Genomic DNA, 14,717 nt, shown 5'->3' with positions numbered 1-14,717 from the left:
AACCGATCAACCCATTCCAAAAAACTTCTTAAAGCGCGTAAATGCGCCTTTCTTCTGGTCAAGCTGCATCAGGGGAACCGTGTCGCCCAGAATACGCCGGGCTATGTTGCGGTAAGCTATCGCTGCTTTGGAATCCGGATTCATGACTGTAGGCTCTCCAGAATTTGCCGCTTTAATGACGAGCTCATCATCGGGAACAATCCCAATCAGATCGATATTCAGCACCTGCAGAATCCCCTCAATATCGAGCATATCTCCGGATTTGACCATATTCACGCGAATCCGGTTAACCACCAGCTTGGGAGAATTAATGTGGGAACTTTCCAAAAGTCCAATAATCCGGTCCGCATCCCTAACGGCTGCATGCTCCGGAGTAGTCACCACAATAGCCTGATCCGCGCCGGCAATGGCGTTCTTGAATCCCTGCTCAATTCCTGCCGGACAATCGATAATTACATATTCATACTCTTTCTTCAGTTCAAGAATGATGTCCCGGACCTGCTCCGGTGACACCGCATTCTTATCTTTGGTCTGGGCAGCCGGAAGCATATACAGCTCTTCAAAACGCTTGTCCTTTACAAGCGCCTGATTCAAGCGGCAGCGTCCTTCCGCCACATCGCACAAATCGTAAATAATGCGATTCTCAAGCCCCATGACAACATCAAGGTTGCGAAGACCGATGTCCGTATCGACCAGACAAACCTTTTTGCCAAGCAGCGCAAGTGCTGTTCCTATATTCGCTGACGTCGTAGTCTTGCCGACGCCGCCTTTACCCGAAGTGACGACAATAGCCTCTCCCATAATCTACACCCCTTTAAATGAGCTTAAATCCGGCCGTACTCGGACTATATTCGTAATTTTGTCAATTTGCATGGCCCCGTCCTTCAAATAAGCAAATTCCATGCTTGTCTCTCTGTTCTCCCATTCATCCGGAGGTCTGCTAATCACTTCCGCAATTCGCAGCTGGGTTGGTGCCAGGAATGAAGCCGCTATAATCGCTGCCTCGTTCCCGTCAACTCCGGCGTGGGCCATCCCCCGTAATGCACCAATTATAAAAATATCCCCCGTGCATTCTATCGTACCTCCAGGATTCACATCGCCCAGAAACAGCAAATTCCCATCATGATGAAACACCTGTCCCGAACGGATCATCCCTGAATGAATTGCCAATTGATTCTTATCTATGTTCTGCGAATCCAAAGCCGGTGTATCGATTGAACGGATAAGCAGATTTCCTTTTTGCTTCAGCGTATCCAAAATTTCGTCTCTTTGTTCTTCCGTAATCTCTCTGAGGCCCACCTTAACATCCACATGAATGATAGGTCCGGTCAAAATATTCTGATGGCTGTGTTCCAGTTTATATCTAAGATCTTCAAGGAGCTCTGAGAATTCACACTGATCGTCTAGCAGGAATATCAGGCCATCTTTGGTGCCTTTTATAGTTACATGGTTTGATTTTACTGTCATAAGCCTGTCCCTCCCCTTACATCAATTCGTGAATGAGCCTGCCATTTCCTCCTTCGCCACTGAAAATGACGTCTGAAAGTCAGGCAGTCTCCTCCTGGGGACGCCGTCTCACGAGTTTATCGATTTGACGGCGCAGGGGCACATAAATGGCCAGAGCAAAGATCAGCTGTACAATCATAGTTGGAATAATGTGGTCAACAAGCGCGTAGGTGTAAGGCAATTTATAAATCTTAAATACCGTATATATGCCAAATACCATTGAATCCATCAGCAGACTTCCAATCACGACAACAATCATCATCACTAGTAGAGAAGCCCGGCGGGACCGGAATAATAAGCCCATTAAATAACCGGATAGTCCCATGGAAAAGGAATAAGTACCAATCATAATGCCATAAAACACCACATCGTGGAGCATACCGAAAGCAAGTCCAAGCATGAGTGCAACATATCTATGATCATAAACTGCCGCAAACAAGATCACTACAAAGACTAGATGCGGAATGATCCGCGTCTGCCAAGCACCTGGAATCAGAAGTGGGACTATCGTGGTCTCCACGATGAATAAGAGAAATAACAGCAGGGTCATTACATAACGACGTGCCATTATTTCGGTACCTCCCAGGTAATTACAACGAAAAGACTTTTCCAGTTCTCGAAACTGGCTGCCGGCTTAATGGTTGCGGTAGCGGTTAATCCGTTACCAGGCTGACGGCTTACCACTGTGCCGATAGGCAGGTTCTTAGGAAAAGCTCCACCCGCTCCCGAAGTAACGATTTGATCGCCTTTGGCCAGTGGATCATTTTGATTAATCTTGGTCATCAGAAAAGTACCCGTCTGCTGGTCATAGTCCTCAATGATCCCGAAAGAGGTATTCTCTTTCCCTACTGCGGTAGCCGCAATGCCGGGCGAGGTTATATCTCTGGAATCCATGGACGTAAGCAGCTTAACGGTGGAAGTGAAGTTGCTTACTTCACTAACAATACCGACCATACCTTTATCCGAGATTACGGTCAGGCCTTTTCTGATTTTGTCATTGCTACCTCTATTAATGACTAAAGTCCGGTTCGCAGGATCGTTGTTCACGCTAACCACATCAACGATAGCCAGATCGAATTTGTTACTATTCTTCTGAGCTTCAGTGAATTTAAGATCATTCTGCAGGCTCTCTACCTGAGTCTGCAATGCATTAATCTTAGGCATTTCACGGGAATAATGGGCCATCATGATCTTCAGCTCCTTGTTCTCTTCCTGCAGAGAACGCAGATTGCTGATATCTTCAAAGAAGCCCGCTACAGCACGAGCGGGCTTGTAGAATACAGATTGGACAAAACCTACCGTATCCTTGATGAACTTCTCGGGCCAGGACAAGCCTGCCCGTGGTCCGAGTGTAAATCCCATCACAGCAACAAACAGGATAAGTCCAATCAATAATATGAACAATCTTTTATTTCCTAGCAGCTTAAACAGTTCCAACACCCTCTTATCTTACTTTTTCTCTCCCAATACAAGGGCTGTCTTCTACGCACACTATCTTCTAGATTTGATGGCTGAACTGCTTCTTGATTTGAATAAATGAATATTATCTAGTGCACGACCTGTTCCGATAGCTACACAGTCCAATGGATTCTCGGCAACAATGACAGGCATTCCTGTCTCATTCGCAAGGAGTTTGTCCAGATTGCGAAGCAATGCTCCACCACCCGTAAGAACAATACCGCGGTCCATAATATCGGCGGCAAGCTCCGGAGGACATTTCTCAAGCGTTACCTTAACAGCATCGACAATCGCATTAACTGTGTCGCCCAAAGCTTCCGAGATCTCATCCGAAGTAATCGTGATCGTCTTAGGCAGACCTGTAACCAGATCACGTCCGCGAATCTCCATGGTCTCCACCTGATCAAGCGGCATAGCAGAGCCTACATCCATCTTCAACTGCTCAGCCGTTCTCTCCCCGATCATCAAATTATATTGGCGTTTGATATATTGAATAATAGACTCGTCTGCTTCATCCCCTGCAACCCGGACAGAACGGCTGGTTACAATACCTCCAAGCGAGATAACAGCCACTTCAGTTGTACCTCCACCGATATCAACAACCATGCTGCCAGTTGGCTCCCAGACCGGAAGATCTGCCCCAATAGCTGCGGCAAAAGGCTCTTCAATTGTATAAGCTTCGCGGGCGCCCGCCTGCTTTGTTGCATCTTCAACCGCACGCTGTTCAACAGCTGTAATACCGGAAGGCACGCATACCATTACATTTGGATGACGTTGAAACAGCGAACGCTGCTTCTGTGCTTGACGAATGAAATATTTAATCATCGTTGCTGTTGTATCAAAATCAGCAATAACCCCATCTTTCATAGGACGGATAGCACGGATGTTCCCCGGTGTTCTACCAATCATCTTTTTCGCGGATTCGCCAACAGCTACAATGGCTTTTGTATCAGTATTAAGAGCAACCACTGAAGGCTCCCTAACAATAATTCCTTTTCCACGGATATAAACAAGTGTATTCGCTGTTCCCAAGTCAATTCCCAAGTCTTTCGTAAAACCACCTAGCATGTTGTAACTCCCTTTCCTTATGTGTCTAAGCTATTATATTACATGAGACCTTGCTCCTTCAAACTAACGAAAACTCCATCCCCAATGACGATATGGTCCAGGACATCGATCCCTACAATCTGGCCCGCTTCACACAACCTCTGCGTAATCTGGATATCTTCCGGGCTCGGCGCAGGATCACCGCTTGGGTGGTTATGGGCGCATACAACAGAAGCACTGCTGCATTTAATGGCTGCACGGAAGACTTCGCGCGGGTGAACAATCGAGGCATTCAGGCTGCCCATGGAGAGTGTCTCTTGAGCTATGATATGATTTTTTGTATTCAGAAATATACAGACAAAATGTTCCTTCTTCAAATAACGCAGTTGTTCCATTAGTAAATCGGCGGCATCCCGCGGGCTGCGAATCGTAATCCGCTCCGTGCTTCTTGCTGCAGATACCCGGATTCCAAGCTCAAATCCAGCCTTAAGCTGGATCGCTTTGGCCGTTCCGATTCCTTTGGTCTGCATTAATTCTTCCACGCTGAGATCCATCAAATTCCGAATGCCTCCGGCTTGATTCAGAATTCTCTGAGCCATATGCAGCGCAGACTCCTGACGGGTTCCTGTTCGCAGTAGTATCGCAAGCAGTTCGGCATGGCTGAGCGCACCCGCCCCATATTGCATCATGCGTTCTCGTGGTCGTTCATCATGGGGGATGTCACGCAGCATATAGGCAGCTGGCTCCATCATAACTTCCTCTCTTCCATAATTCGTGAGCAGCACCATGATGTTCTGGATTATAGTACATACATATCAAATTTCTTGAGCATTTCACTTAAAAGAGAGAGCGGAAGACCCACTACATTGAAATAGCAGCCCTGAATCTCAGTGACAAGTGTCGCTCCAAGCCCTTGAATGGCATAGGCGCCTGCCTTGTCCAACCCTTCCCCACTCTCTGCGTATGCCGCAATTTCAACCTTGGAAAGTGCTCTCATCATAACCTTCGTAACGCGGTAATCGGTCAAAGTATCGCCCGTTGCCCCATCTATGCAAGACACGCCTGTAAATACCTGATGACTTTGGCCTTGCAAGGCTCGAAGCATGGAGGCCGCTTCTTCCTTGGAAGAAGGCTTCCCGAGTACTCGTCCATTCAGCACCACTATCGTATCACTGCCGACAATAATCGAGTCTGTTCTCGCTGGAGTCAGGGATTGGTAGACCGCCACTGCCTTGCGGTGTGCAAGTTCAGTCACGATCCGCTCCGGCGCCCAGTCTTCTGGTGTCGTTTCGTCCGCATGACTCGGAATGATTTCAAATGGAATATGTAAGCCTGCAATCAGTTCCCTTCTTCTGGGGGATGAAGAGGCTAGAATAATTTGACGTGATTGATTATTTTCCAAAAAAAATGAATCCTCCCTCTGTAGATTCGGATTCCTCGCCATTTTTTGACACTTTATTATTATAAGGTTAATTCCATGGCAATACAAACACAAATCCGGTATGGGGAAGTATTTCCATTTCCCACCCGGATTTGCAGCTAATCATAGTTTATCGATCCCCAGAAGTTCCTTTTGAAGCAGGATATACTCCATCATCGCCGTTTGGACTTCCCATAAATGGGTGTGTGACCCATTTAAATTATATTGTCCAAGTGCTTCAACTGCTGTGTTCATCGCTTTTTCCATGGCATCCGCTGTCTTCTTCCTGTCACTTGGCAGACCGCCTTTTACAGCTGAAGCATTCTCTGTCCATTCCCGGTGCTTTTCTTTCAGATTAGCTACTTCAGCCTGGCTTTGTTTCTGGGCATCTTTCGTCTCCAGCAGTGAGGCGGAAGTGACACTGAGCAGCTTAACGAGATCTGCACTTTCCTCCAGATACTGATCAAGCACCCCGACATCTCCGCTATACTGGATCTCAGCCTCAGACGGGTAGAGGATCTCATGAAGGATCAAATTCACACCGCTTGACTTCAACTGGCTGCTCAACAGCTTGGCCTGTTCTCTCTCGGTGGACACCCCTGCATATACCCGCTTGTTATCGAGCGTATCTCTGGCTGCAGCCACACCGGTTTGCTGGAGTTCCTCCTGTGCCTGCTTCACCCCTTGGGAGGTACTGAAGACACCATATTGGAGGAAGTAATAAGCTTGTTCTGGCAGTACCGCTTTAACCGTAGGAATATGGCCCTTCTGGTTATTCGGATCATCTGCTTGACCCAGAACAGCTACAGACGATGTACCTGCGGAGCTGCCTGATTGAATCGATGATATTCCTGGAATGGGTAGAGAGATGTCTTTATTGAACATGGATAGGACGACAAATCCGAACAAGGTTCCCGTAACCACAGCAGCAGATATGGAACCGGCCAGCTTCCACCTCGAAGGGCGTTTTGGCGATATATAATACACTTCGTCATGGGAGATGATATCGTCTCGTAGCGTCGTATTCATTTCCGAATACTCGGCATTGTTGATGTCCGGGCTAAAATTAGTCTGCGAATGACTATGGGCCAAAAAGGGCTCTCCCCAGTTCTCCAGAGGATTCATCACCAGGGGGACAGTTAAAGGATTCTTCTCTCGGGTCCGCTCGGCCTGCGGCGTGTAATCGGGAGCTGATTCTATGTTATTCTGCGGCCTAGCTTCAAATTTATCCGCCTCCGGCTCATCAAATCGAAATGTCATTCTTGCCTTATTCATATGACACACTCTCCTTGTCCCAACTATATAGATAAGCTATATGTTCGGGATGGGAGAGTTATGCTTGAAGCTGAGGGATCACGACAAAAAACCGCCAGGAACCCCTGACGGTGTGTGCAGTCTTATTCAGATTTCAATCCACTTGCTAAAGCATAACCCACTTTATAAATATCTCCCGCGCCCATCGTCAGAACTAAATCACCGGGCTGAATACGTCCCTCCAGATCCTCGATGACCTCTTGCTTGGTAGGCAGATAACGAGCACTTGCATTGCTGTTCTGCTTGATGAGCTCCACCAGCTTGGAAGAGTGAACCCCTTCAATCTGCTTCTCACCCGCCGGGGAATAAATGTCGGTTATAATCACCTCATCGGCCTCCGAGAAAGCCCGGCTGAAAGCATCGAGCAGGAAGAAGGTACGTGTATAGCGCTGCGGCTGGAACACCGCGATAATTCTTTTGCCAGTGGCTTTGGCTGCGCTAATCGTGGCCTCAATCTCAGTCGGATGGTGAGCATAATCGTCAATAATTAGAATATCCTTCGATTCGCCAAGTACCTGGAAACGTCTTTTGGCCCCCGTGAACAAAACGATCGCTCTCACAATATCCTGAAAAGGAATACCGGCCTCCAAGCAGACGATAATGGTGGCCATCGCATTATAGACATTGTGTTGACCCGGAACCGACAGTTCAACTTGTCCAAGGGTTTCCCCTTGCGTGCTCAGCGTGAAGGTTACTTTTCGATCTCCGAGAATGATGTTCGAAGCCATATAATCACACTGCTGTTGAATACCATAGGTAATCACCTGACCTGAGAGGTTAGGAAGCAGTTCGCGGATATTCTCATCATCCCCGCTGACTACCGCCTTGCCGTCCGGCCTGATCTGATTCAGGAACTGTACATAAGCTTCCTTCAATCGATCAAAGTTACCGTCATAATTCTCAAGGTGATCGGCTTCAATATTAGTAACAACCCCAAGCGCCGGATAATATTGTAGGAATGATCCATCACTCTCGTCAGCCTCGGCCACCACATACTCACTCTGTCCTGCTTTGGCATTGGTACCGATATTCATAATCTCCCCGCCAATAATGAAGGTCGGGTCTGTCCCGCATTCTTCCATAACCAGTGCGATCATAGAAGAAGTTGTAGTCTTCCCGTGAGCCCCTGCAACCGCCACTCCCTTACGCTCATTCAGCAGGCGAGCCAGCATTTGAGCCCGGTGAATTACAGGAATCCCCTGCTTCTCCGCTTCAACCCGTTCCACATTATCCTTAGGCAGTGCGGTGGAATAGACAACCAGATCAGCACCCTGCACCTGCGATGCGGTATGCCCGATATATATTTTTGCCCCCTTGGCGGCAAGCTTCTCAGTCAGCTCCTGGGAGGCCACGTCGGATCCGGTAACTGTATAACCCATCTCCAGCATGACGCGGGCGATCGCGCTCATTCCATAGCCGCCGATGCCGATAAAGTGTACGTGTTCTAATGTTGTATTGGACAAAATGTTCACCAGCCTTTTTCAGAATCGGTTTGATGCAAAAGGGCTGCGCGCACGTCGGAAATCAAATAAAGCGTGCCTGAAACCACCCCAAGATCTTCCCGTTCCGTCCGCGACTTTAGCAGCTCAAGCGCTGCCTTCCAGTCACGTTCTACTATAACTTCCAAGCTCGGCTTCGCTGCCGTATCGCGCAGCTGCTGTACCAGTTCATACAGATTCTGCGCTTCCATAGCTCTGCGAAAATCCGGCTCGGTAAGGATAAGCGTATCCACTATTGGTAATATATGCTTCAAGTAGGCGTGATGATGCTTATTGCTAAGCATCCCCATCATCAAATTAAGTTTTTTGTAACGAAAATTCTCCTGGATGCTCTTCGCGAGCGTCTCCGCCCCTTCCGGGTTATGTGCACCGTCAATCACAATCTGCGGTTCATCCGAGACACGCTCCATTCTACCTGCCCAGAACGTATCTCTGAATCCGGCAATCACATCTTCATCTTCAAGCACAAAAGCCATATACTGCCTGAGTACCTCCAGCACCATCATAACGCCCGCGGCATTCTTGCATTGATGCTCTCCCAGCATAGAAATACTGAACTCAAAGCTTCGGAATGGCCCGCTAAAAGTTAAGTGCTGCTCTGTGGATGTGAGATCGTGACGCTTGTAATCGAACTGATCACCAAGCAGATAGAGCGTGCTCTTTCGCGCAGCGGCTGTCTCTTTGAGAACAGCTACCGCCTCCGGCTGCTGGACGCAGCTGACTACAGGCACACCTGGCTTGATAATTCCAGCTTTCTCCCGGGCAATCTGTTCAACGGTATCTCCCAAAATATCCGTATGATCCATACCGATATTCGTGATCAGAGAGACAATCGGTGTAACAATATTAGTAACATCCATTCTTCCACCGAGGCCTGTCTCCCATACTACAACATCGGGATAGCAGACTTCGCCAAAATAGAGAATGGCCAGCGCTGTACTCACCTCGAACATGGTAGGAGAGCCTAGCTCCGCCTGAGCCAGTTCCTGTACATGCGGATAAAGGCGGTTCGCAAGCTGGACAAGCGTCTCCTCCGGAATGTTCTGCCCGTTATACTGGAATCTATCTGTGAATTTAGTAATGTATGGGGACGTAAAAGTCCCCACCGTGTATCCGCTGACAACCAGCGTTTTGGTCAAAAAAGCGCAGGAAGATCCTTTGCCATTCGTTCCTGCAACATGTATGAACTTTAGCTTCCGGTGCGGATTGTCAAAACGCTCCATAAGCGCTTCAATCCTTTCCAGACCCGGCCGGATGCCAAAAGGAATCAAGCCGTTAATCCAATCGACCGCTTCTGCATAGGTCTGCAGCGGGGTTGTTATGTCGTCCTGCATGTGAGATCTTGCTCCTTTTAGAATTTCATCCCTCCCAAACCCTCCCTTCCTAAGGGAGGGCCCCAAGGGCTTTGCCCTCTGGACACCCGAATGTTTCGGCGGGAGGCGGGGTGATGAGCACCTGATCGGCTGCGGCACATGGAGCGCTTGTCACCCCCTTTGGGGGTACGCTTGACGTCCGTGCTCCTGCCCGTACTTGGATCATGCGTGCTGTAAGTCGCTTGTCGCCCCCTTCGGGGGTACGCTTTAGGCTGGGCGCTCCTTGGATGGAGCACTTTGTTGATACTCCGTGCAGGGAGCGCTCTCCCTGCGGGATTCGCTGCTCATTCGGCGCACAGCGGACTGCTGCTGCTGTACGGTTTATGTCGCTGCGTACGGGGAACGCTCTCCCTGCGGGATTCGCTGCTCTTTTGGCGCACGGCGGATTGCTGCTGCTGTGCGGCTTGTCGCTGCGTGCGGGGAGCGCTCCCCTCTGGGATCGCTGCTCTTTCGAGCGCGCGGGAGTCAGCTGCAGTTTAACCCTTGAGCTCCTCGATGCGGGCCAATACTTTGGCACGCTTCTCGGAGTAGTCCTGCATCTTCGCCTTTTCTTCCTCAATCACTTTGGCCGGAGCTTTGGCAACAAAGCCTTCGTTGCCCAGCTTCTTCTCAACTCGTTCAACCTCTTTGGTGAGGTTGTCGAATTCTTTTTGAAGACGTGCAATTTCTTGTCCGATATCTATTAATCCAGCCAGAGGGAAGTAGAGCTCCGCTCCAGTTACAATGGCACTCATCGCTTTATCCGGTGCTTCCGCATCAACAGATACAGAGAAGTCGGAGGTGTTACAGAACCTACGAACGTAGTTCTCGTTACGGCTGATAATATTATGAACCTTGTCGGAACTTGGTTTCACGATCAGCTCTACCTTCTTGCTCATTGGAACATTAACCTCGGCACGAACGTTTCTCACAGCTCGAATGACATCAATCAAGAGATTCATCTCTTCAACGGCATCCGGCGCCTCTAGAGCCGTATCGTATTTTGGCCACTCGGATAGCGTAATCGTATCTCCATTATGAGGGAGATGCTGCCAAATTTCTTCGGAAATAAATGGCATGAATGGGTGAATCAGCCGCTGTGTGCGATCAAGTACGTAGGCAAGTACGGATTGCGTCTTGCTCTTCGCAGCTGCATCTTCACCATACAAAGAGAGCTTCGCAAACTCAATATACCAGTCACATAGATCATCCCAGATGAAGTTGTACAGTAATCGTCCGGTTTCTCCAAATTCATAGGCATCGATAAGACGGGTAATATCCCGCGCCGTTTCATTGAAACGATGCAGAATCCAGCGGTCTGCTGTACTTAGGTCACCACTAATATCGATATCTTCAAACTTAACGCCTTCCAAATTCATGAGCGCGAAGCGGGAAGCATTCCAGATCTTGTTGGCAAAGTTACGAGCCTGCTCCACCTTCTCCCAGCGGAATCGCAGATCCTGACCAGGCGTACTGCTGGTTGAAATCATATATCTCATCGCATCCGCGCCATATTTCTCAATGACTTCAAGCGGGTCAACCCCGTTGCCAAGCGATTTGGACATCTTGCGTCCTTCGCTGTCGCGAACGAGACCATGAATAAGTACATCCTTAAACGGAATTTGTTCTGTGAACTCCAGCGCGGTGAAGATCATCCGTGCTACCCAAAAGTATATAATATCGTAGCCAGTAACCAGCACGTCCGTAGGATAGAACCGCTTGTAATCCTCATGATCCACATCCGGCCAACCCAAAGTTGAGAACGGCCACAGTGCAGAACTGAACCAGGTATCCAGTACATCCTCATCCTGGCGCCATTCTTCTCCAACAGGTGCCTCTGCACCTACAAAAATTTCACCTGTAGTCTCGTGATACCATGCCGGAATCCGATGTCCCCACCACAGCTGGCGGGAAATACACCAGTCACGGACATTTTCAATCCAGTGCAGATATATTTTCTCGAAACGGTCAGGTACAAAGTTAACGCCGCTGCCGGACTTTTGAGCCTGAATCGCTTTTTCTGCAAGCGGGCCCATCTTCACGAACCATTGAGTCGAGAGATAAGGCTCTACCACGGCGCCCGATCTTTCACTATGCCCTACCTGGTGGACGTGATCCTCGATTTGGATAAGCACCCCAAGCTCCTGCAGATCCCGTACGATTTGTTTGCGGCATTCGCTGCGGTCCAGACCCTGATACTTGGCTGCGTTCGCATTCATCGTACCCGTCTCATCCATAACTGTAATTTGCGGCAGATCATGTCTCAGACCTACTTCGAAGTCGTTAGGATCATGCGCCGGGGTAATCTTTACAGCACCACTTCCAAATTCCTTTTCTACATAGTCATCTGCGATAATCGGGATTTCGCGGCCCACGATCGGTAGCACCAGCGATTGTCCAATCAAATGAGCATAACGCTCATCCTTAGGATGCACAGCTACTGCCGTATCCCCAAGCATGGTTTCAGGACGTGTAGTAGCCACCGTAATATGGCCGCTTCCATCCTTCAGCGGATACTGCAGATGGTACAGGTGACCGTTCACCTCTTTATACTCAACCTCGATATCAGACAGTGCGGTTCTTGCGGCCGGATCCCAGTTAATAATACGTTTGCCGCGATAGATTAACCCTTTGTTGTACAGCTTGACGAATACCTCGCGCACGGCTTTGGACAATCCTTCATCCAAGGTGAAACGCTCACGGGTGTAATCGAGTGAAAAGCCCATTTTGGCCCATTGTTCGTGAATCGTCTCCGCATACTGTTCTTTCCATTCCCATACCTTCTCCAGGAATTTCTCGCGTCCCAGATCATACCGGGTTACACCTTGTTCGCGAAGCTTTTGCTCCACCTTCGTCTGAGTTGCAATTCCCGCATGATCGGAACCAGGAAGCCAGAGAGCGTCAAAGCCCTGCATCCGTTTGGCTCTTACCATGATGTCTTGAAGGGTAAAGTCAAGCGCATGCCCGATATGCAGCATACCTGTTACATTCGGCGGGGGGATTACAATCGTGAAGGTCTCAGCATCCTTACGTTTACCCGCTTCAAAAAAGTTACCTTCCTTCCAATAGCTGTACCATTTCTCTTCCGCAGATTTCGGATCATACGTCGTAGGCATATTTACCGTAGACGTCTCCTGATTCATTTCTGACATTGAACATACCTCCGATAATTTAGGGGCGTTTTGATTTAATTAAAATCCCTTTTTCCAGCAATTATTCCCATATTAGAAGCAGAATAGGTGAAAAAAAAACAAAAAAAGCCCTTCGTCTCAAAGGACGAAAGGCTTATCTTTCGTGGTACCACCTTTGTTTCGCAAATAGGCTTTAAAGCGTTCCTTCAATTTAGAAAAGAAGCTCATTCGCGACACTCAGACAGATAACGGCTGCAACCGGCCCATTCTGACAGAAGAAATCCTGCTCAAATGGACGACTCCCGGGCGACTTCGGTCAGCTGCATCCTGCGAAACCTCACAGCGCCTGCAATTCCGCTCTCTGAAGGGCACACTGCCTACTATTCCCGTTCGATGTCTTTGCTTATTTATCCCTATAATAATAACGTGGATGTCAGCGATAGTCAATAATAGGCATTCGAGCCCGCTATTACGACAAAAAAACCTGTGCATGAGGCACAGGTTCGTCATAAATCTAAGGAATATACAGGATCTGACCTTCTTCCAGACTCTGCTCGGACAATCGATTGTACAGTAGAAGTTCACGGGGGTTAATCTGGTAGCGATCCGCAATCACATCAATGGTCTCTTCCCGCTGCACAATGACCAATTTCACCTGCCTGAAGGGAGTCTGCTCTTGTACGCCTGAGATGAATAAGTTCTTCCAGCGCGCATCTTCCTTATCCTCTGTAAGTGGCTCCTGAGTTTGGGCTTCCTGAACCAAAGTCTCCAAAGCTTCCGGCTCTCTAGGAGGACGCCCGGATTGAAGAAGTGTACTCAGAGGAACATGATCATCAACAGCATGATCTGTCAGCTTTTTGCTGCCAAGTGCAATTTTCAGTTCAGGCCGGTCCTCTACATGAGGTTCAAGTGCAGGTTCCGCGGCTTCGAGTTCCTGAACATTCTCAAGATATTCCTCGGCTGTATAGACTCTGTCGCCTTCTTCCAACTGCACCTGTGCCTGGGCAGGCTGCTCTATTTGCCAGACTGTTGAAGACTCAGAAGACGGAGATTCATTATGCTGTAGTTCAATAGGCTTGGAATCATTATGTTTAGGTTCTTTGGGCTGTGGTTCTTTGGGGTGGGCTTCAAGATGCTGTGATTCATTATGCTTCTGTTCGCTATGCTTAAGCTCACTCTGCTTGGATTCATTTAGTTCTGGTTCATTAAGTTTTAATTCTTTAGACTGCTGTTTATCAAGCTGATCTTCGCCAGGCTGCTGTTCCTCTGAAGACGCTCGCGCGTCGTCCGAAGTCCCTATCAAGCCTGTATCTTGCTTCGATTCCTTGTCCGCCCATAACGGCGAGAATGAGGATACGGGCGCAGAGACTGCTGCAGTATCTTTTTCTCTGTTCCAAGGAGAAGGCTCTGACTGCTCTTGAATTTCTGGCAGTGACCAATAAGACTCGGTGCTTGGCGGATCATATTTAGCAGACAAAGGAGTGAATTCCTCTTCCCGTACATCCAAACTGTCTTTCTGGTCTGCATAAACCTCCAAGCTTTCCGCCTGCTCCTCACGTTCGGTCTCATGAGATACTGAATATTCCTCGTTGCTCCATTCTTCAGTTCCCGGGACAAAAGCTACCGTCTCAATTCCACGCAAAGAAAGAACACCCGTAATATTCAGGCTGTGCGGGTTCAGCACATCGACATCAAAATTCTCAATCTCGACAGTAATATCCTCCAGCCGATTGACCCGGCTCAATGGAACGGTAATTTCAACAGGAATGAGATGCGATAGTTCCTGTGTTCCTTCCTCACCGCGGTATAGACCGGACACATGCAAATGACCCCGAAGCGATGCATATTCATCACCTGGAACAACCTGAATTCTTGGGAGGAGCTCCAGCTCAACCAATTCCTGAATGCCAATGACTTCTTCTGATAAATGAACACGTTCATAAATATCAAACCTTAACCCATAGGATTGATCTGCCAAGGGTATAACCTC

The 14,717-nt window shown here is 48.5% G+C and carries 13 protein-coding genes and 1 other annotated feature; of the genes, 1 reads left to right on the top strand and 12 read right to left on the bottom strand.

What is annotated here, in order from left to right; genetic code table 11:
* Positions 1 to 6: 6 nt before the first annotated feature.
* From minD to EJP77_RS19855, 10 genes are all read right to left on the bottom strand, one after another.
* Complete coding sequence (gene minD, locus EJP77_RS19900) at positions 7 to 801, bottom strand: septum site-determining protein MinD (protein WP_127201012.1); 795 nt, start codon at positions 799 to 801, stop codon at positions 7 to 9.
* 3 nt (positions 802 to 804) lie between these two features.
* Positions 805 to 1,467: a septum site-determining protein MinC gene (gene minC / locus EJP77_RS19895; RefSeq protein ID WP_127201011.1), complete on the bottom strand. Its 663-nt coding sequence runs from the start codon at positions 1,465 to 1,467 to the stop codon at positions 805 to 807.
* A gap of 79 nt (positions 1,468 to 1,546) precedes the next feature.
* Complete coding sequence (gene mreD, locus EJP77_RS19890; protein WP_342773035.1) at positions 1,547 to 2,074, bottom strand: rod shape-determining protein MreD; 528 nt, start codon at positions 2,072 to 2,074, stop codon at positions 1,547 to 1,549.
* Positions 2,074 to 2,946, bottom strand: coding sequence for a rod shape-determining protein MreC (mreC, locus tag EJP77_RS19885; protein WP_127201009.1), 873 nt, complete (start codon positions 2,944 to 2,946; stop codon positions 2,074 to 2,076). The genes mreD and mreC overlap by 1 nt, the downstream gene beginning before the upstream one ends.
* Before the next feature lie 51 nt (positions 2,947 to 2,997).
* Positions 2,998 to 4,032: a rod shape-determining protein gene (locus EJP77_RS19880; RefSeq protein ID WP_127201008.1), complete on the bottom strand. Its 1,035-nt coding sequence runs from the start codon at positions 4,030 to 4,032 to the stop codon at positions 2,998 to 3,000.
* Positions 4,033 to 4,070: 38 nt separating this feature from the next.
* Complete coding sequence (gene radC, locus EJP77_RS19875; RefSeq protein WP_127201027.1) at positions 4,071 to 4,760, bottom strand: RadC family protein; 690 nt, start codon at positions 4,758 to 4,760, stop codon at positions 4,071 to 4,073.
* Between the two features lie 50 nt (positions 4,761 to 4,810).
* The gene (locus EJP77_RS19870) at positions 4,811 to 5,413 is read right to left on the bottom strand and encodes a Maf family protein (RefSeq protein ID WP_127201007.1); all 603 of its coding nucleotides are present in this window, start codon (positions 5,411 to 5,413) and stop codon (positions 4,811 to 4,813) included.
* Between the two features lie 141 nt (positions 5,414 to 5,554).
* Positions 5,555 to 6,706: an SPOR domain-containing protein gene (locus EJP77_RS19865; protein ID WP_127201006.1), complete on the bottom strand. Its 1,152-nt coding sequence runs from the start codon at positions 6,704 to 6,706 to the stop codon at positions 5,555 to 5,557.
* A gap of 122 nt (positions 6,707 to 6,828) precedes the next feature.
* A complete protein-coding gene (murC, locus tag EJP77_RS19860; protein WP_246021955.1) occupies positions 6,829 to 8,154 on the bottom strand; it encodes a UDP-N-acetylmuramate--L-alanine ligase in 1,326 nt (441 codons plus the stop codon).
* Positions 8,155 to 8,213: 59 nt separating this feature from the next.
* A complete protein-coding gene (locus EJP77_RS19855) occupies positions 8,214 to 9,578 on the bottom strand; it encodes a bifunctional folylpolyglutamate synthase/dihydrofolate synthase (RefSeq protein ID WP_127201004.1) in 1,365 nt (454 codons plus the stop codon).
* Positions 9,579 to 9,854: 276 nt separating this feature from the next.
* Between EJP77_RS19855 and EJP77_RS19850 the strand changes: the two genes are divergently transcribed.
* Positions 9,855 to 10,097, top strand: a complete 243-nt coding sequence (locus EJP77_RS19850; RefSeq protein ID WP_127201003.1) for a hypothetical protein — start codon at positions 9,855 to 9,857, stop codon at positions 10,095 to 10,097.
* Here EJP77_RS19850 and EJP77_RS19845 read toward each other — a convergent pair.
* Both EJP77_RS19845 and EJP77_RS19840 read right to left on the bottom strand, forming a co-directional pair.
* Positions 10,094 to 12,739 (bottom strand): valine--tRNA ligase, encoded by a 2,646-nt coding sequence (locus EJP77_RS19845; protein WP_425464267.1) that lies wholly within the window; start codon positions 12,737 to 12,739, stop codon positions 10,094 to 10,096. The two genes, EJP77_RS19850 and EJP77_RS19845, sit on opposite strands and share 4 nt — an antisense overlap.
* 126 nt (positions 12,740 to 12,865) lie before the next feature.
* Positions 12,866 to 13,130: a binding site (T-box leader), on the bottom strand.
* 111 nt (positions 13,131 to 13,241) lie between these two features.
* Complete coding sequence (locus EJP77_RS19840) at positions 13,242 to 14,705, bottom strand: LysM peptidoglycan-binding domain-containing protein (RefSeq protein ID WP_185897408.1); 1,464 nt, start codon at positions 14,703 to 14,705, stop codon at positions 13,242 to 13,244.
* Between the last annotated feature and the right edge of the window lie 12 nt (positions 14,706 to 14,717).

The organism is Paenibacillus zeisoli (assembly GCF_003994465.1).
GTDB lineage: Bacteria > Bacillota > Bacilli > Paenibacillales > Paenibacillaceae > Fontibacillus > Fontibacillus zeisoli.
The sequence above is the reverse complement of the archived record's forward strand: the minus strand, read 5'-3'. Positions and strand labels throughout refer to the sequence as shown.